Genomic DNA, 18,507 nt, shown 5'->3' with positions numbered 1-18,507 from the left:
TTTTTTACGGACGGTGTTCGCATGTCGACTCTGGTTGTGGCGGACCCGCGGGGGGTGTATCTCGCCGGTCTGGAATCGGTTCTGCATAAGGCTGGACACGATGTTGTCGCCCAGTGCCGCCGCCCTGTCGACGTTGTCCCCCATGTGGAGCGCCATCGGCCCGATATAGTCATCGTCGGCCTGGACATCACCGACCCGCAAGCAGCCGGTCTTTCCTCCCGGCTGAAGGCCTGCAACAGCGCCCTCGGCATCATCTTCATCGTGCAGCCACATGGCAGGCTCGACATCAAGGAGATACAGGTGCTGAACGGCGACGGTCTGCTGCTCGACGGCATCAGTCACCGCTATCTCATCGAATGCGTGAATGCGGTAGCGGCCGGCAAGAAGTGGATCGACAACAAGATCGTCCAGCAATTGCTGATGCCCCGATCTCAGCCCCAGTCGAAATCCAGGCTGACCGGGCGGGAGACCGAGATCGCCGACCTCGTCTCGCGCGGGTTGCGCAACAAAACCATCGCACAGCGGCTGCATGTATCCGAGGGCACGGTGAAGATGCACCTGCATCACGTCTACGAGAAGCTGCACCTCGGCGGCCGGGCGGAATTGGCCTGGGTAGCGCATGGCAACGATGCCGACCACCCGGGAATGGGCCGAACCGGCCTGCTCTGACCATCGCCTTCACGCTTGCATCGACATGATGCCGGCATCGGGCCGGAACGCCGCCTGATGGCATCGGCCGTGATACCAGCGCAACCGCACGCGCCGAGCTGACCTATCGAAGGATATATATCGTTCGATCAGATACGGCCATCCACCATAACACTATCCAACCGGGAATGGACGCGCCCTCCGCGCCGGCGGCACATTGCGGGATTAAAGGCCGCAATTGTGCGCCAGCGGATGCGCTTGGGTAGGGGCATCCGGCATCGGGGGGAACCCCTTTTCTTGATGCGTTTTGAACCGGGGAGAACCTCCATGGCACTCGACATCACAACTCAAGACATCATCATCGACGAAACCACCGGCCTTCAGGACGATGACGTTAACTCGTCCGTCCCGCCGCACAACAACGCCACGGTGCAATATCTCCTGGGTCTCGACGCCGCAGGCGGGCTGCCCTCACCGGAGGTCGCCTTCCAAAGCAACTTCGTGGTGGCTTCGGCGAACGCTGGCGAAACCATCACCTCGGTTGTTCTCACGCAGAGCGCGTCCGGGACCCCGTTTTCCACCACCGTCGGCGTGAACAGCGGCATTCAGACGGTCGACGGCAATTATGTCTGGCTGTTCCAGGATGCAACCCATGCGAACGTCGTGATCGGCGTCATCGGTACCTCCGACCCGCTCGCGGAGCCCGCCGAGACCGGGCCGCTCGCCTTCTCGCTTGGGCTGATCAACACCAGCGCTACCAATGCGGACCTCTACACGGTCGAGTATGTGCCGTTGCTCCATCCGGACACGACCAACCCGGACGACCGCATCAATCTGGCCGACAAGGTGTTCGCATCGGTCACCGGAACCTCCGTGAACAATTTCCTGGGCTCGGCCGCCGCGCCCGGCAATCATGATTTCTACCTGATCAATTCGGCCAATGATGCTTCCAAGCAGCTTCTGGTGATCGGTTTGAACGGTGCCACCGCCAACGTGAGCACACAGGGCTTCGGCGTCGACAACCAGAGCATCAATCCGAACGAAACGCTGCAGGTCGATTTTGTGACCGGCGGCAATCTGAACGCCGGCACCGCCGCGCAAATCCAGTATGGCGCCCATATCGAGACCATCAGCCAGGCCGGGTTCACGATCAACCAGATCACGCCTTCCACTCCGACTGCGCGTGTGGACATCAGCATCAGCGCCTTCAACAATACCGGCAACGAGCAAGGCACGGACTTCTTTGACGGCACCGCGACCAGCTCCGTGGACATCACCAGCATCAAGTTGACGGGTACATCGGGATTTGCCTCCGTCATCACCGCTGATGGCACTTATGCGACGGGGGCCGGCAACGTCACGATCACCGGCCTCACCGGGAGCGGGAACACCGTCACCATCACCGGGCTCGACAACGTCACCACCGTCGATGTCACCACCGCCAGCCCGATGGATAGGTTGCAGGTCAAGGGGGTGGATGCAAACGAAGGGTGCGATATTAGCGAGTTCCATTTCTCTTCGACGAGCACCAACGCCTACAGCGAAGAGGTCGGCTCCCACATCAACTTCGATGACGACGGGCCGACGATCTCGACCACCGGCACCGAGCCGACATTGACCGTCGACGAGACAGTTCTGGCCACCAACGACACGCAGAGCTTTGCCGCCAACTTCAGTTCGGCCTTCGGCGCCGACGGCGCCGGCACGCTCACCTATGCGCTGGGCTTCAACGCCGGCTCAACCGGCATCGTCGATACGCTAACCGGTGAGGCGGTTGTCCTCTCGCTCAATGGCGGCGTCGTCGAAGGTCGCACCGCCACCACCAACGCCCTCGTCTTCACCGTCTCCGTCAGCGCAGCCGGCAACGTCACCCTCGATCAGCTCCGCGCGGTGGTGCATCCGACCGCCGACCCCGACGAGAGCAAGACCCTGACCGCCGACAATCTGGTCCAGCTCACCGCCACCATCACCGACAAGGACGGCGACCACCGGTCGGCCACCCTCAACATCGGCCAGAACCTCATCTTCAAGGATGACGGGCCGACGATCTCGACCACCGGCACCGAGCCGACATTGACCGTCGACGAGACGGTTCTGGCCACCAACGACACGCAGAGCTTTGCCGCCAATTTCAGCTCGGCCTTCGGCGCCGACGGCGCCGGCACGCTCACCTATGCACTGGGCTTCAACGCCGGCTCAACCGGCATCGTCGATACGCTAACCGGTGAGGCGGTTGTCCTCTCGCTCAATGGTGGCGTCGTCGAAGGTCGCACCGCCACCACCAACGCCCTCGTCTTCACCGTCTCCGTCAGCGCCGCCGGCAGCGTCACCCTCGATCAGATCCGGGCGGTGGTGCATCCGACCGCCGCCCCCGACGAGAGCAAGACCCTGACCGCCGACAATCTGGTCCAGCTCACCGCCACCATCACCGACAAGGACGGTGACCACCAGTCGGCCACCCTCAACATCGGCCAGAACCTCATCTTCAAGGATGACGGGCCGACGATCTCGACCACCGGCACCGAGCCGACATTGACCGTCGACGAGACGGTTCTGGCCACCAACGACACGCAGAGCTTTGCCGCCAATTTCAGCTCGGCCTTCGGCGCTGACGGCGCCGGCACGCTCACCTATGCACTGGGCTTCGACGCCGGCTCAACCGGCATCGTCGATACGCTAACCGGTGAGGCGGTTGTCCTCTCGCTCAATGGTGGCGTCGTCGAAGGTCGCACCGCCACCACCAACGCCCTCGTCTTCACCGTCTCCGTCAGCGCCGCCGGCAGCGTCACCCTCGATCAGCTCCGCGCGGTGGTGCATCCGACCGCCGACCCCGACGAGAGCAAGACCCTGACCGCCGACAATCTGGTCCAGCTCACCGCCACCATCACCGACAAGGACGGCGACCACCAGTCGGCCACCCTCAACATCGGCCAGAACCTCATCTTCAAGGATGACGGGCCGAGCATCTCGACCACTGGCACCGAGCCGACGCTGACCGTCGACGAGAGCGCGCTTGGGCCTGACGCCACGCAAAGCTTCGCCGCCAACTTCAGTTCGGCCTTCGGCGCCGACGGCGCCGGCACGCTGACCTATGCGCTGGGCTTCAACGCCGGCGCAACCGGCATCGTCGATACGCTGACCGGTGAGGCAGTCGTCCTCTCGCTCAATGGCCTCGTCCTGGAAGGCCGCACCGCCACCACCAACCTCCTCGTCTTCACCGTCTCCGTCGATGCCACCGGAAGTGCCACCCTCGATCAGATCCGCTCGGTGGTGCATGCCAACCCCAATGACCCCGACGACAGCAAGACCCTGAATGCCGACAATTTGGTCCAGCTCACCGCCACCATCACCGACAAGGACGGTGATCACCGATCGGCCACCCTGGACATCGGCACGAACCTCGTCTTCAAGGACGACGGGCCGACGATCACGGTGCCGTTCGACGGTGACCAGAGCGGCGCTCCCGGAACCCACGAGACTCTGGCCAACACGCTCAACGCGTCGGCCACCGGAGCCTTCGGGTACGACATCGGCGCGGACAGCCACCCGGCTTCGTTCTACAACGCCACGCACTCTGACTTTGTCGATGCCAACGCTAACCTCGCAGGTATCCAGATCGACCTGACCGGCACGATCTCCGGCGGCGGCGGTGGTAATATCCTCAACCCGGTCGTGACGCTTGCGTCGGAGAGTGCGCTCTCAGCGACGTTCAACTTCAGCTTCACCTACGACAAGGATCCGGCGCCTAACGTCCAGACGGGCACCGCGGCCGGCACCCTCGTCTTCGACAAGGTTGCCGACACTTATACCATCCAGCTGACCGACCCGCTCGAAGGCTTCAGCTTCGACGTGCTGCACACCAACGAGTTGCTGGCCAAGGCGCCCACCGGCAATACCGGACACCCGCTGATCGTCGCGGAGCAGCTGACGCCAAACGCGGATCCGGATCCGTTCTTCGTGCAGTTCACCGCGAACTCGATAACCAATTCCATCGGGTTCGGCTTCAACTCGACCGGCGACGGAGCGGTTGCTGGCGGAAACACCCCCGACACTGCGTTCACGCCGAATGCCCACGACATGATCACCAACCTTCACGAAGACTGGGTTTCCGCTACCCAGGCGACGAACGGGGTCGCGGGCGATACGATCCAGAAGGGTGAAGCCCTGACCTTGAGGTTCTTCACGGAGAACATCCTGCCGGATGTCAACCCGCAGGCCCCCGACGGCGGCACGGAGCGGATTGACCCGACCGCGAAGGCCAGCGGTGTCGTCATCAAGTTCGACGGCATCGGCAACAGTGAAGACCTGATCCTGATCCTCGACCTGAAGGATGCCAACGGGAACGAGATAACCAGAGCGGTCAATGTACAGAACTCGGACCTGATCAAAGGGAACGCCAATGTCCCCTCCCCTTACAGCACCGAGTTCACGCTTGATAACAACGATGCCCTGCTCATCGTCGAACAGAACGACTACACGGTCACTGGCGAGACCTACCAGATACAGGGCATTCAGATCATGCAGAGCGCCAATGGGTTGACGGGCAACGCCATCAACCTGAACGGGGCCATCGGCGTCAATGGCGGCAGCAGCGCCACCACCAACCTGACGACCTGGGACCCGACCGACAACGATGTCCTGAAGATCGTCGACATCGGCTTTGTGCAGCAGAGCAGTGGGACAGTCGACGCCCATCTCGACTTCGCCTTCAAGGTGGCGGACGCGGACCTGGACCAGACGGTGCCGCAGCACATCCTTGTCGATGTCGCCTGACACGTGACCGAAGGGGGCAGCCATGGCTGCCCCCGCACTGCCTCCCGCGATCCGCTGCACGGAGATGTCATCCAGATGATGAAAGACAGACAACAGCCCCCTGCCTTGCGGGTGGTGATGAAGGAGGCCAGACGCGCCATCCGGCCGCTCATCTGGTTCAGCGGCGGCATCAACGTGCTGATGCTGACCGGGGCGCTCTATATGCTGCAGGTCTACCATCGCGTGTTGTCCAGCCACAGCCTGGAGACGCTGGTGATGCTGTCGCTGATGGCGGCGGCGGCGCTGGCGACGATGGCGGGGCTGGAGGTGGTGCGCGGGCGCCTGCTGGCGACCGTCGGATCGTGGATGAACGCGCGATTGGCACCGGTTCTCCTGACCGCATCGGTGGAATATGCCGCCTCGGCGCCCGGCCATGCCAACGCCCGCCCCTTGCGCGACCTGGATCAAGTGCGGAATTTCTTCACCAGCCCAAGCATCTTCCCGATCCTTGACGCGCCCTGGGCGCCGCTGTTCTTCGCCGCCATATTCGTCATGCACCCTTGGCTGGGCTGGTTGGCGCTGTGCGGTGGCATCGTTCTGTTTGCCTTGGCGGTGCTCAACGAATACCTCACGCGCAAGCCGTTGACCGAGGCAGCGAACGCACAGTCGCGCGCCTATGTGCAGGCCGAGGCGGCGATCCGCAACGCCGAGGTCGTCCAGGCGATGGGCATGTTGAAGCCGCTGCTGGAGGGATGGAAGGCCCAGCAGGACGAGGCCAACAAAGGACAGGTTCTCGCCGCCAACCGTGGCGGCGTCATCGCGGCCATAGCGCGTTGCCACCGGCTGGCCCTGCAAATGGCCATACTGGGTCTTGGCGCTTATCTGGTGCTTCGCAACGAGGCTTCGCCCGGCATCATGATTTCCGCCTCGATCCTGATGGGGCGCGCGCTGTCCCCGGTCGAGCAAGCGATCGGCACATGGAAGGCGACGGTCGGAGCGCGTGCCGCTTACCGGCGTCTCACCGCGGTCGCCGGAGAGCACCGGGAAGCCACGCCGGTTCTGCCGCTGCCCCGTCCCAAAGGCAGGTTCGAGGCCGAGAACCTCGTGCTTGCCCGGCAGGGTGGCGAGCACATCCTGAAAGGCATCAGCTTCCGGCTCAATCCGGGTGAAGCCATGGCGTTGATCGGCCCGAGCGGGGCCGGCAAGACAAGCCTGGCGCGCATCTTGGCCGGTGCCTGGCGCCCATCCGGGGGGCGTGCGTTGCTGGACGGAATGGACGTTGCCCAATGGGCGGCGGAAGACCGCGGCCATTATGTCGGTTACCTGCCGCAGGACATCGAGCTCTTCGCCGGAACCGTCTCCGAAAACATCTGCCGCTTCGCGAATGTCAACCCGGCGGTCTTCAACAACGTGGTCAAGGCCGCGCAGTTGGCGGGAGTCCACGAACTGATCAAGGGGCTGCCGAAGGGTTATGCCACCGAGATCGGCGAATCCGGCGCGGTGCTGTCGGGTGGCCAGCGCCAGCGCATCGGGCTGGCGCGGGCCCTCTATGGCGATCCGGCACTCATCATCCTGGACGAGCCCAATTCCAATCTCGACCGCGAGGGGGAGGACGCCCTGATCGCGGCCCTCGGTGCGGTCAAGGCGGCCGGCACGACCATTATCCTGATCGCCCACCGACCGAACATCATGGACAAGGTCGACAAGATCTTGGTCCTCAACCGGGGTCAACAAGACCTCTTCGGCTCACGTGACCATGTCTTCAACGAACTTGCCGCGCGCATCCGCCCGGTAACTCAGATACCAGCGAGCCCGATCCCGGAAATCTCCGCCTCCGCGGTCGGCGCCGGCGGCGAGCCACGTTCCACTTCAAAGCGTACGCCGCGTCAAGGCGCATTGAGCACGGCCGTCGTGGCCAACCAGGCATGAAATGAGGACAGAGATGAACGTCGTGCCGTTACCCGTCCCGCCGCCCTCCCTGCTGGAGCCGGCACCCCTGCGCCTCATGGGCGTGACGAGTACCGGCTTCGCGATCCTGTTCCTGTTCTTCGGCGTGGCCGGCGGCTGGGCCGCCCTGGCCCCGCTGGACAGCGCCGCGATGGCGCCGGGCGTCGTCAAGGTCGTCGGCGACCGCAAGCTCATCCAGCACCTCGAGGGTGGCATCATCGCGGAGCTGAACGCTGCCAACGGTGATATCGTCAAGGCGGGGAAGGTCCTCGTGCGGCTCGACGACACGCAGGCAAAGGCGCAGCTCGACCTGATCCAGAACCGGATAGCCACGCGAGAGGCGCTGGCCGCGCGCCTCAGGGCCGAGCGTGACGGCAAGGCCGAGATCGCGTTTGATCCGGCGTTGCTCGCAAATCCCGCCACCGCCGCGAAGGACGCGGTTGCCGCACAGCGTGACGTGTTTGCGGCCAAGCACCACAATCTGAAGGACGAACGGGAAATCCTCAGCCAGCGTCGTCAGCAGACCCAGGAAGAGATAACTGGACTGGAGCAGCTGATCGTCACCAAGGACACGCAGATCAAGGCGATCGAGGGCGAAACCAAGGACCTCGAGAGTCTCCTCAAGAAGGGGCTGACCACCCGCGAGCGGAACCTGTTGCTCAGAAGGCAACAGCAGGAGATCGAAGGGGAGCGCGCTACCAACACCGCGGCGATCGCCCGTGCCAGAAGCGCCATGGCCGAGATCGACATGCAAATCCTGAACCTCGACACTGTGCGGTTGAACGAGGCCGTCGACGAGTTGAGCAAGGTCGAGGCGGAGTTGTTCGACCTCGGACAGCAGGAGCGTGCCGCAAAGGACGTGCTTGCCAGGACCAATGTCGTCGCACCGGTTGACGGCATCGTCATGGACCTGAAGGTCCACACGGCAGGTGGGGTCGTTAAACCCGGCGAGACGTTGATGACGGTCGTGCCGCTCGAACAACAACTCGTGGTCGAGGCCATGGTCAAGCCGGAGGATGTCGAGACGATCGCCCCCGGACAGCCCGTGCGCGTCAGCTTCCCGGCCTTCGCCCGCTACAACCTGCCGCCGCTCGACGGCGTCGTGGAGATCGTGTCGGCCGACCGCATGGTGGAGGAGCGCAGCGGCGCACCGTATTTCGCCGCGACCGTGTTGATCGACAAGGGCGAACTCACCAAGCTGGAGGGTCGCAAGCTGCTGCCCGGCATGACCAGCGAGGCAATGATCCGCACTGGCGCCCGCACCGTGCTTTCCTACCTCGCCGAGCCGATCACGCAGAACTTCCGCCGGGCGATGCGGGAAAAATAGCCGGAAGCGCCAGGAGATACGACTACTCGCCCAATATGACCCCGGATGCCACGATCTGTGCCGTGCGCTCGGTCAGTTTTCCGCGTTTCACAAGCGTGGGTTTGACGTAGGTCTTCTTCATCATCACGATCCGCTGGCAATGGCACCGGACTAAACGGCCTCGGCACGCCAACGTTCCATGGGATCAGCGGCGGCAGGCTTCGAAGGCAGCCGCCCTTCCCTTCACCGTGCGCTCAACGCCACCATGCGGTCGAGCGCCGCGGTCAGGCCGTGCAGCGACACCGGGAATGTCAGCGGCGTCTCTGCGTCGGTCGTGACATTGAGCTTCAGCACCTCGCCTCCCCTCAGCTTTCCGAGCACCGAACGGTCAATGGAAAACACCGCGATGCAACCCGTCGGCAGGCAGGTTCTGAAGCGCTGCGCGGACAAGGGCGGCTGATCGTCTATCTGGAGCGTCACACCGGAATCAAGCAAGATACCGAAGGGCAGAAGCAAGGTAGCCATGGTCGACCCGTCCGCGCGCCTCTGTATCTCCACGGCAAGCAGCCTTTGGCCGTTCTTCTGGACCTGGTCCTGCGAAAGCGAGCAGACCCGCACATTCTCCTGGACGGAGCAAGCCACGCTCCAGTCCTGATAGACTTCGCGCAGCGACGACGGCCCGTCAGGAACAACCGCCACCTGTTGCTGCGCCGCAGCCGGCGACATCAACGAGAATACGATTGCCCCGTATGCGCAGGCGGCCTTGAGGCCACGCTTCATGTGCAGACCCATTCACGGATCTTGCATTTCTCTCCCGACGCCTCGCAGGCCTGCAAAGCGAGGTCTTCGGCTTCGCGGCGGGTCTCGGCCGAGTTCGCGCCCCAGGGCGTGAAACGGTTCTCGACCTTGTCGGCCACGGCGAGCGCACCGCAGTGCTTGTAGGGAAAGCCGGTCTCGTCGTCATCGTTCCAATGGCGATGGTTGCGGAAGACGGTGACGACGCTGCAGGCCTTGCCGCCGGCGTTCTCGCAATATTTCTGCGCGATGTCCTTCGCTTCCTGCCGCTTGTCGGCCCCCCAGAAGAAGCCGTATTTGCTGTCCGACTGCGAATAGGCGATGGCCGCCCAGATGCCTTTTTCCTCCTGCTGCGGCTCCGACGGCGCCACCAGGTCGGCCGAGACGACGTGTCCGCTCCACAACAAGGTCAAGCCCAAAACCGCCAAAGCCCGCAATCTCATGGTCGGCACCCCTTTCCTTGATCTCACTCGCTTCGCCTTACTTTGCCGCCGAAGCGACGGAGATCACCACGCAGCTTTTGCCGGTCGGCAGAAGGAGGGCTTCTCCGGCACTGCCGCCGAGTTCGTACACCTCGACCTGTCCAAGATGGTCGGTGATCTTGCTGCCCTGCGGAAGGATGGACGGGATGTCAGCGCACGGACTGGCGAACGGCGCCACCCGCACCATCGTCCCCTCGCAACCCGAGGCGGTGGGCGATGCGAAAACGACGCCGGCGGCCGGCCCGCTATAGCGTTCCGTCGCATAGTCCATGCCGACGAAGGCCTGGACGGCATGCTTGTCGGCGGCCTGGTCGTTCCACAGCGATTTGACGCTGTATTTCGTGCCGGTCGTCAAAATCTGTCCAAGCACCGGATAGACGGTCGAACAGGCTTGCACCCCGGCCTGCTTGACATGCTCAAGGAAAGGCGTGTCCGGAAGCGCCGGGTTGGTCGCCTCAGGCTGCGCGGCCGTCGCGCTGCCGACCAGATTGGCGATCGCGGCATAGTTCCCGGCAGCGAAGCCAAGGCCCGCCACCACCAGCCCCAACAGTGAAAATCCGACGACGCGCGGCCAGCGCCGCCGTGCGGGTTCGACGAGCCTCTGCCGATCCGCCTCGACGGTCGGACTGCTGCGTTTTGCGGATATGAACTGGTCCTGTTGGCTCATGGTGCTGCCCCGGTTATTTGACTGGCGAAAGGGCCTCCGTCAGCCCCTTGAGTGTTGCTGCGGTCACGGTGATCGTCTTGCCGTCGACGGTCGGGTAGGAGATTGTCGGCGTCGCGTTCTTCGAGATCTGCTGGCGCATGACGGGCCCGACCGGCAGCATGCCGACGCAGACCACGTCATTACAGCCGTTCAGGTGAACGTCGATCGCCTGGCCCAGCCCGTCGAACTTCAGCGACACCAGCCCGTCGCTCCTGGCATTCGGCGCGGTGCGCAGGATCATGTACGGCTTACCGTCCTGCGTGGCGGCAAGCGACCAGCTGAAGGCCATCTTGCCCGACGCGTCCTCGATCACCTGCGAGACATTGCAGACCTTCTTGCGGGCCTTGAGGTTCTCGTCGCAGATCAGCGTCCAGTTCTCGAACGGACGGATGGTGCGCTGATAGGTTCCCAGTTTCACGTCGGGTGGCAGCACCACATCCGACGGCTTGATCCTGTACGGTGCGGAAACCTGTCCCGCAGCCGGCGCGAGGCCGCCGCAGAGCGCCAGGCAAGTCAGTGCGACAAGTCCTTTCATTCCTGCCTCAGTTCAAGGTGAAGCTGAGGCCAGCGCCGACGCCGACATTTCCACCCGCCGCCGTGCCCGACACATTGCCACGGATGCGTCCATCCTCGCTCGTGTAGCCCGCGCCAAAGGCAAAGGCGCTCGAGTCCCGCCAGAAGCCGCCACCCGCCGCGACGCTCAACTTTCCGGGCCGGTCGTCGTAGCGCAGCGAGGCCGCGGCCAGCCCGATCGCCGCCGCCTGGCGGGCTTCGTCGCGGATGCCGCCGATGTCCGTATTGAGCTGGCTGAGCTTCTGGTCCGTATAGTTGTTGGCCTGTTGCAAGGTCGTGGCCGCCACCTTGTCGGTATAGGTGTTGGACGTGTTGATGCTCGTGGCCAGCCCCTGGTTCAGCTGGTTGACGTTAACCGCATCGGTGCCGGCAACGCCGGGACCGACATTGGAGATGACGACCGGCGCGTTGACGTCGCCGCCCTGCAGCGTGATGCTGTTCTTCTTGCTGCCGTCCGGATTGGTGTCATACGTCACCGCGTTCTGGGTGAGCGTTCCAAGACCCGATTTCAAATCCTCGACCGCCGTGTTGGTGGCGTAGAGCTGCGAGCCGTTGATCGCATCGGTGCTGTTGGCGTTGATCTGTCCGGCGGCGACATTGGTGATCGTCCGCTCAGCGCCAGCACTGCCGACGCTGACGGTGCCGATCGGAGCGGTTCCGGCGAAGGTATAGGTCTTGCCGTTGATGACGGTGCTGGAGGTGCCGACCGCGGTCTGCGTCACCGAGCCCGAACCCAGCGCCACATCATTGGCATTGTTGGCCTTGGCGCCCTGGCCGAGCGCCACCGCACCTTGGCCCGTGGCTGTGGAGCCATTGCCGGCGGCAAGGCTGTTGGTGCCGCTGGCCACGCTCGCCGGTCCGATCGCCACGCTGTCGGTGCCGCTGGCCGTGGAGTCGGCCAGCGTCGAATTGGCGTGGAAATACTTGATGCCGCCGCCATTGCTGATGTTGGTCAGGGCGTTGTCGACCGCCGTGAGCCCGTCATAGACTGTGGTGTAGGTGTTGCCCTGGACGGTGTAGGTCGGTCCGGTGATCGAGCCGTCGGGATTGATCGTAGTGCCGCCGCCGAACAGGTTGGCGATGTTTTGCGACACGCCCTTAAGCTGGGAGACGTTGACGCCATCGGTATCGGCAGAACCAGCCGCGACATTGGTGAGCTTGCGTTCGGCCCCGGCTGCGCCGATCGACACCTCGCCGACCGAGGTCTGCGGAGCAGTGAGGCCAAAGGCCGTATAGCCGGTCTGTGCGCCTACCGAGGTGATGGACTGAGCGCCCAGCGCGACGCTGTTGATGAAGGTGCTTTGGGCGCCGGCGCCGAGCGCCACCGACTGGATGCCGGATGCCAGCGAATTGGTGCCGAGCGCCAGCCCGTCGGCCAGCATGACATGGGCGTTCTGGCCTATGGCCGTGCCGCCGGGCGCGGTCTGGTCGACGATGGCGCCATTGCCGATGCCGACGCCGTTGTCGCCGTTGACGACCGTCGTCGGGCCGACCGCGACCGACTCCGCGCCGACCGCGAGCGAGTCGCCCGCCGCCGAATTGGCATGGAAGTATTTCGTCGAGGTGACCGAGACAGACGCGATGGCGCCCTGCAGCTGCCGCACGGTTACGGCATCCTGGGCTTGCGTGCCGTCAGCCACATTGGTGATCTGGCGGTAGGATGTAGCCGTGCCGACCGAAACGGCGCCGAGCAATGTCTTGTCGGTCGTGTTGTACTGGATGAAGTTGGACGGACCGGCGGCGATCTGTCCGGTGGCCGGTGCCAGGGCGCGGTCGGACACCGAGCCGGAACCGAGCGCCACGCCGCCGTCGATGCTGACATTGCTGTCGCGGCCGAGCGCCAGCCCGCTGACGCCGGTCGCGGTCGCCTGGTAGCCGACGGCGGTGGAGCCGACCCCTTGCGCGAAGGAATCGGTTTGCGCCAATCCCGTCTCGTTGGTGCGGGCGTAGCGGATGCCTATGCCATTGGCGTCGGTATAGGCGGTCGAGGTATCACCGGCGATGTTGTTGATGGTGTTGCCAAGATTGGTGACGCCACTGCCGATGTTGGCAATATCGGTGGTGTTCTGCGTCACCTGCTGGTTGGTTGCGAACAGCTGCGAGCCGTTGACCGCGTCGGTCGAGCCGCCATTCAACTGTCCGGCCGCGACGTTCTGGATCTGGCGCTCGGCACCAGCCGACCCGACCGAGAACGCGCCGGCCGGCGTGGTGCCGGCGAAGGTGTAGTTCACGCCGCCAATCGTCGCGCCACCCACCGCCGTGGTGGCGCCGGATGCGGAATTCAGGCCGATCGCCACATCGCCGGCATTGTTGGCCACGGCGTTGGGTCCGACCGCGACGGAATTCGTTCCAAGGGCCTGGGAATCCGGCAAGGTCGAGTTGGCGTGGAAATACTTGATGCCGCCGCCGACATTGATGTTGTTGAGCGTGGTGCCGATGGCGTCGACCGCCTGGTTGGTGGCGAAGAGCTGCGAGCCATTGACGGCGTCGGTCGAGGAGCCGCTGATCCGCCCCGCCGCCAGATTGGTGAGCGTGCGCTCGGCCCCGGGCGCGCCGATGCTGACCGTCGAGGTCGGGGTGGTGCCTTGGAAGGCATAGGTGGTGCCGTTGATCACCGTGCTGGGCGTGCCGACCGCGACGGCGGTCACCGAGCTCATGCCGAGCGCCACGTCGCCGGCATTGCCGGCGCTGGCGCCGGCACCCAGCGCAAGCGCATTCGCGGCGCCGGCATTCGCTCCTACGCCGAGAGCGGTCGCTTGGAAGCCGGTTGCGAACGCGTTCTGGCCGATCGCCGTGCTGGACGTGGCTGTTGCATTGGCGTTGGCGCCGATGGCGGTGCTGTATTGGCCCGAGGCCTTGGATATGTAGCCCAACGCCGTTGCATCGAGAGCCGATGCGACGGCGCCGGTGCCGATGGCCGAGGCGTTGACGTCGGAGGCGCTCGCATTGGTACCGGCCGCGATGGAACTCGTTCCAGACGCCGTCGAGGTGGGTCCGATCGCGACCGAGTCCGTGCCTGTCGCCGACGAGTCCGCCAGCGTCGAATTGGCATGGAAATATTTGATGCCGCCGCCGACGTTGATGTTGTTGAGCGTCGTGCCGATGGCATCGACGGCCTGGTTGGTGGCGAAGAGCTGCGAGCCGTTGACCGCATCGGTCGAGGAGCCGCTGATCCGGCCCGCCGCCAGATTGGTGAGCGTGCGCTCGGCCCCGGGAGCGCCGATGCTGACCGTCGAGGTCGGATTGGTGCCCTGGAAGGCATAGGTCGTGCCGTTGATCACGGCACTGGCCGTGCCGACCGCCGCCGTCGTCACCGAGCCGGAACCAAGCGCCACGTCGCCGGAGCTCGCGGCCGCCGTCGCGCCATCGCCCAGCGCGACATTGCCCGCAAGGCCGGCGGCACCCGCCGTGGAGCCGTTGCCCAGCGCCACGGAGCCCTGGCCGATCGCCTTGTTGTTGTTGCCGATGGCGACAGCGCCCGCCGCCATATTGGCCGCGGTGGCGCTCGCCGTGCCGTCACTGTTGGCGATGTTGTTGGCGCCGCCGGTGAAGGCGCCGGTGCCGCTGGCATAGCTGGGGTCGCCTATGGCGACCGCGCCGTCGCCATAGGCGGTGTTGCCGGCGCCGATGGCCACGGCCTGGCCGCCATCGGTGGTCGCGCCCGTGCCGATGGCGACGGAGTCGGCGGAGAGCGCAGCGGACTGTAGACCGACCGCGATGGCGTTGGTTGCCGTCGCCTGGCTGTCGCGCCCCATTGCAAGGGCGTCGTCCGCAGATGCCGTCACGTCCGTGCCGATGCCGATGGCGTTGTCTCCACTGGCGCTCGTTGCAAAAGTGCTTGAGCCGACATAGACGGCGCCTATCCCGGTCGCCCTCGTCCCAGCGCCGAGAGAGATGGAGTTCTGGGCGCTGCTTTGGGCGCCGCGGCCGAGCGCGGTGCTGTTGAGTCCGGTGGCGCGGGCTTCACGTCCGACGGCAGTGGAATTGTCGGCGCTGGCTACGGTGCCGATGCCGAGAGCGGTGCTGTCGAGTCCGCCGGCGTTGGCGCTGACGCCAGCGGCGAGAGAATTGTCTCCTGCCGCAGTTGCTCCGGACCCGAATGAGGAGGCGTTTGTGCCGCTGGCGACGGCGACGTTACCAACCGCTGTGCTGGCGGTGCCACTCGCCTTTGACGTAGTACCCATGGCGATGGAGTCTTGTGCGCTCGCATTGGCTTGCTTGCCGACCGCCGTGCCGTCTACACCGCTCGCAGTGGCGCCCAGTCCGAGCGCGGTTGCGCTGGCGGCGGTCGCCGCGGCATTGTTGCCGAGCGCTGTGGCGGACACCCCCGTGGCTTGGGCTCCCGAGCCCGCTGCCACCGAGCCGACTCCACTCGACACAGCCTGGTTGCCCAGCGCCAATGAGAAATCTGCCGAGGCATTGGTGCTGGAGCCTAGCGCTGTCGAGTTCAGCCCTGCCGCGCTGGCCGATTTGCCTACGGCGACGGCACTGTCCGCGCTAGCAACAGATGCCCAGCCTCCGGCGAACGAAAAGGCGCCGCTGGCCAAGGAGCTGGTGCCGACGGCAGTGGAATTCCCTCCCGAAGCGACGGAGAAGGTGCCCAAGGCGTTGGCGCCGGCCGCGATGGCTTGGGCCTGAACACCGAGCGCTACGGAATTGACGTTGCTTGCGATCGTGCCTTGCCCCAGCGCCATCGCGCCGCCTGTACCCGTGGCTTTGGCGTTCAGGCCGAGAGCCACCGAGTATTGCGCCGACGCAACGGATGAACGCCCTATCCCGATGGCGTCGGCCTGGGATGCCGTAACATCCGTGCCAATGCCGATGGCACTCGTGGCAGTGGCACCTGTCCCAGCGACGGTCCGTGAGCCAAGATAGATGGAGTTGATCTGGGAGGCGATCGTGCCGAAGCCGATCGCGACAGCATTCTGGGCACCCGCGCTGGCATTGGTGCCTTCGGCTATTGAATCGGCTCCGTTTTGCACGGCTCCGGACCCAAACGCGATACCGCGCACTCCGTTTGCCGTGCCGCCGCCGCCGAAAACCTGTGCTAGTGCCGGCGTGGAAATGCCACCCAATGCGATCGCACCCAGCGCCGCCGCCAAAATCCTGCCGGTGCCGAGCATGCCGAGCCCATGTCCCTTGCGGCGCATGCCGAGCACGCGGTGCGCCATGCGCAGGACCGCCATCAGGCGCCGTCGCACCGAGCGGGAGCCGTGATCGGCGCCAGCGATCCAATGTCCGGCGAAAGGCGCCGCGCAGCGCTGAACAAACGAGCCGTTCGAAATCTGGCCGCTCGAAATGCGATTGTCGGTCATGGTTTCCTCTCCGCTGGCCGGCACGAAATGTCTGACAATTCCGCTTGCCACCAGAAAGACATGATTCCTGCTTGCGGTATTTCACGAAATTGCTGTGTTACGACAAAAGAAGCGTGCAGACAGACAGAGGTTAATGGCTAGTTACCTTAGACGATGCTTAAAAACCAAGTAATAAAGCAACGCCGCAGGCGCCGCCTCATCTAACCTTGGAGTTAAGCTTGCCCACCCTTGCCTGCAGCGGCGTCACTTGCCGGTATTTCTTCATGACGGTGGTGAAATGGCTCTGGCTTGAAAAGCCAGCAAGGTGGGCGATATCCGCGATCGCCATGCGGCTGTCGGCAAGCAGCCTTTCCGCGAAGTCCAGCCGCAGATCGAGGACATATTGATGCGGCGGCATCCCGAACGTCCTCGAGAAGGCCCGCATGAAGTGATAGGGTGAAAGCCCGCAGACCGCGGCCATCTCGGCAAGCGCGAGCTTCCGCGTAAAATTCTCGTCCAGAAATTCCTGCACGCGGCGGGCGCTGCGGGCGGAAAGCCCGCCTTTTACGTTCAGCGCCGGCTGTCGCGTGGGACTGGGTCCGGACGCCGATCCCGGAGCGCCATCATCAGACCGCATCTTTCGGTCCCTTGATATTTCGCAGATGGAATTCAACCCGAGACCGCCCTCCCCGTTCCCCCCAAAAACAATTCGTGATCGATCGAGCTGTGGCTGCATTGTCGCTCCGATTCATTCGATCAGTCCGGCCAGATGGCGAATGATGCACAGGCTCCATGCTATTTCGAATGACTCCCGTAATGCCTGGGGCACAGTGGTGACGGACGTATTTTGGAAAACTCCGGAAGCTTTGTAGGAAATTCCGGTCTTGGATTATCGGACGGCAGGTGTTGCCACTTTGCCATCCCGAGCTTTCAGTTTCTGCCTGGCGCATATCCGGTCATGGTCGGTGTTCTGCCTCTGTATTTTTTCATGGTTGTGGCCAGATGACTCTGATCCGAAAACCCTGCGAGGTAGGCGACTTCGGCGATTGCTAGCCCGCCGTCAACGAGCAGCTTTTCGGCGAAGTCCAGGCGCAGGTTGATCAGGTAGCGATGCGGCGGCATGCCGAACGTGCTGGCGAACCTTGCGATGAAATGATTGGGCGAAACCCCCGCGACCGACGCCAGCTCGGCAACCATGACTTTTCGCGCGAAATTCTCGTCGAGATATTCGCGCACGCGCCGGGCGCCGACGGCGGACAGACCGCCTTTGGGCGACACGGCCGGCCTGCTGCGGCTCGTGTATGTGCGCAGCAGATGCACGCCGAATACCGTGAGCAGCGAATCCAGATAGAGCTCATTCGGTGGCAGCGTCCCGGTCAGCTCGGCGGTGATCATCTGGGCTATATTGAGGGCCCTCAGGTCGACCGTGCCGAACGCGGGCGGCGCAAGCTCCACGTCGGCGCGATCGGACTCATGCGCGGCCAGTTCCGACAGCGCTTCCGGCGATATGGAGACGACGGCGTTTTCCCTGGTCTGCGACCAGGCGAAGGTGCTGTCGACCCCCGCGGGATTGATGATGAGGCATCCGACCGGCGCATCGTATTCGGTGATCCTGTCGCTGCCAAGCGAGGCTCTGAATTTGCGTCCCGGTCTCAGCACAATGCCCGCGGAATGTTCCACGGCCAGGAACGTCTGCGACCCGGGACCCCGGACGGAATGGATGACGCTGCCGCGCGCGGTGGCTCTTCTGGGACCAGCACTTTCCGGGATGATGTCCAAGACGTATCGGGCTGTCCGATCGACGCCTCGGGAAACGCCGCTCTCCCGAGCCTCGTCCGCATTTTTCATTGCATCGCCTCGGCCGTCTTGCTGCCGCTCGAATCCCCCTTTGCCTTGCCCGAAAACAGCGTAACGCACACACCTCGGCTAGGGAAGAACTCCCCCGCGCAAAGAAAAATTTTTATTCGCGAAAAGACAGAAAAAATGACCGATCGAGGAAGTTGG

Annotated in this window: 12 protein-coding genes; 4 read left to right on the top strand and 8 right to left on the bottom strand. The window is 64.1% G+C overall.

The window, feature by feature from the left end:
* The first annotated feature begins 21 nt into the window (after positions 1-21).
* The 4 genes from JN279_RS12075 (at position 22) to JN279_RS12060 (ending at position 8,674) form a co-directional block, all read left to right on the top strand.
* On the top strand, positions 22-669 hold the full coding sequence (locus JN279_RS12075) for a response regulator transcription factor (protein WP_202352869.1): 648 nt from the start codon (positions 22-24) through the stop codon (positions 667-669).
* Positions 670-975: 306 nt separating this feature from the next.
* Positions 976-5,421, top strand: coding sequence for a DUF5801 repeats-in-toxin domain-containing protein (locus tag JN279_RS12070; RefSeq protein ID WP_446720419.1), 4,446 nt, complete (start codon positions 976-978; stop codon positions 5,419-5,421).
* 78 nt (positions 5,422-5,499) lie between these two features.
* On the top strand, positions 5,500-7,329 hold the full coding sequence (locus JN279_RS12065; protein WP_244734721.1) for a type I secretion system permease/ATPase: 1,830 nt from the start codon (positions 5,500-5,502) through the stop codon (positions 7,327-7,329).
* A 13-nt stretch (positions 7,330-7,342) separates the two neighbouring features.
* Positions 7,343-8,674: an HlyD family type I secretion periplasmic adaptor subunit gene (locus JN279_RS12060; protein ID WP_202352867.1), complete on the top strand. Its 1,332-nt coding sequence runs from the start codon at positions 7,343-7,345 to the stop codon at positions 8,672-8,674.
* Between the two features lie 22 nt (positions 8,675-8,696).
* Here the strand turns inward: JN279_RS12060 and JN279_RS12055 are convergent, their stop codons facing one another.
* The 8 genes from JN279_RS12055 to JN279_RS12020 all read right to left on the bottom strand — a co-directional run bounded on the left by JN279_RS12055 (position 8,697) and on the right by JN279_RS12020 (position 18,351).
* A complete protein-coding gene (locus tag JN279_RS12055) occupies positions 8,697-8,795 on the bottom strand; it encodes a putative RiPP precursor (RefSeq protein ID WP_198421140.1) in 99 nt (32 codons plus the stop codon).
* 101 nt (positions 8,796-8,896) lie between these two features.
* Positions 8,897-9,445 carry an invasion associated locus B family protein gene (locus tag JN279_RS12050; RefSeq protein ID WP_202352866.1) on the bottom strand — a complete coding sequence of 183 codons (549 nt, stop codon included), beginning with the start codon at positions 9,443-9,445 and terminating at the stop codon, positions 8,897-8,899.
* Positions 9,430-9,891, bottom strand: a complete 462-nt coding sequence (locus JN279_RS12045) for a DUF4189 domain-containing protein (RefSeq protein ID WP_202352865.1) — start codon at positions 9,889-9,891, stop codon at positions 9,430-9,432. The genes JN279_RS12050 and JN279_RS12045 overlap by 16 nt, the downstream gene beginning before the upstream one ends.
* Before the next feature lie 37 nt (positions 9,892-9,928).
* Positions 9,929-10,597 carry a hypothetical protein gene (locus tag JN279_RS12040; RefSeq protein ID WP_202352864.1) on the bottom strand — a complete coding sequence of 223 codons (669 nt, stop codon included), beginning with the start codon at positions 10,595-10,597 and terminating at the stop codon, positions 9,929-9,931.
* Positions 10,598-10,610: 13 nt separating this feature from the next.
* A complete protein-coding gene (locus JN279_RS12035; RefSeq protein WP_202352863.1) occupies positions 10,611-11,171 on the bottom strand; it encodes an invasion associated locus B family protein in 561 nt (186 codons plus the stop codon).
* A 7-nt stretch (positions 11,172-11,178) separates the two neighbouring features.
* Positions 11,179-16,221: a beta strand repeat-containing protein gene (locus tag JN279_RS12030; RefSeq protein ID WP_446720418.1), complete on the bottom strand. Its 5,043-nt coding sequence runs from the start codon at positions 16,219-16,221 to the stop codon at positions 11,179-11,181.
* A gap of 499 nt (positions 16,222-16,720) precedes the next feature.
* Complete coding sequence (locus JN279_RS12025; RefSeq protein WP_202352861.1) at positions 16,721-17,239, bottom strand: AraC family transcriptional regulator; 519 nt, start codon at positions 17,237-17,239, stop codon at positions 16,721-16,723.
* A 194-nt stretch (positions 17,240-17,433) separates the two neighbouring features.
* Complete coding sequence (locus tag JN279_RS12020; RefSeq protein ID WP_202352860.1) at positions 17,434-18,351, bottom strand: AraC family transcriptional regulator; 918 nt, start codon at positions 18,349-18,351, stop codon at positions 17,434-17,436.
* Positions 18,352-18,507 lie beyond the last annotated feature (156 nt).

Origin of the sequence: Mesorhizobium sp. 113-1-2 (assembly GCF_016756475.1) — a bacterium.
Taxonomy (GTDB): domain Bacteria; phylum Pseudomonadota; class Alphaproteobacteria; order Rhizobiales; family Rhizobiaceae; genus Mesorhizobium; species Mesorhizobium loti_C.
This window is presented reverse-complemented; position numbering and strand designations above follow the sequence as displayed.

Coding starts and splice junctions, on each gene's coding strand:
- JN279_RS12075 (WP_202352869.1), top strand. CDS start 22: ATGTCGACTCTGGTTGTGGCGGACCCGCGGGGGGTGTATCTCGCCGGT.
- JN279_RS12070 (WP_446720419.1), top strand. CDS start 976: ATGGCACTCGACATCACAACTCAAGACATCATCATCGACGAAACCACC.
- JN279_RS12065 (WP_244734721.1), top strand. CDS start 5,500: ATGAAAGACAGACAACAGCCCCCTGCCTTGCGGGTGGTGATGAAGGAG.
- JN279_RS12060 (WP_202352867.1), top strand. CDS start 7,343: ATGAACGTCGTGCCGTTACCCGTCCCGCCGCCCTCCCTGCTGGAGCCG.
- JN279_RS12055 (WP_198421140.1), bottom strand. CDS start 8,795: ATGAAGAAGACCTACGTCAAACCCACGCTTGTGAAACGCGGAAAACTG.
- JN279_RS12050 (WP_202352866.1), bottom strand. CDS start 9,445: ATGGGTCTGCACATGAAGCGTGGCCTCAAGGCCGCCTGCGCATACGGG.
- JN279_RS12045 (WP_202352865.1), bottom strand. CDS start 9,891: ATGAGATTGCGGGCTTTGGCGGTTTTGGGCTTGACCTTGTTGTGGAGC.
- JN279_RS12040 (WP_202352864.1), bottom strand. CDS start 10,597: ATGAGCCAACAGGACCAGTTCATATCCGCAAAACGCAGCAGTCCGACC.
- JN279_RS12035 (WP_202352863.1), bottom strand. CDS start 11,171: ATGAAAGGACTTGTCGCACTGACTTGCCTGGCGCTCTGCGGCGGCCTC.
- JN279_RS12025 (WP_202352861.1), bottom strand. CDS start 17,239: ATGCAGCCACAGCTCGATCGATCACGAATTGTTTTTGGGGGGAACGGG.
- JN279_RS12020 (WP_202352860.1), bottom strand. CDS start 18,351: ATGAAAAATGCGGACGAGGCTCGGGAGAGCGGCGTTTCCCGAGGCGTC.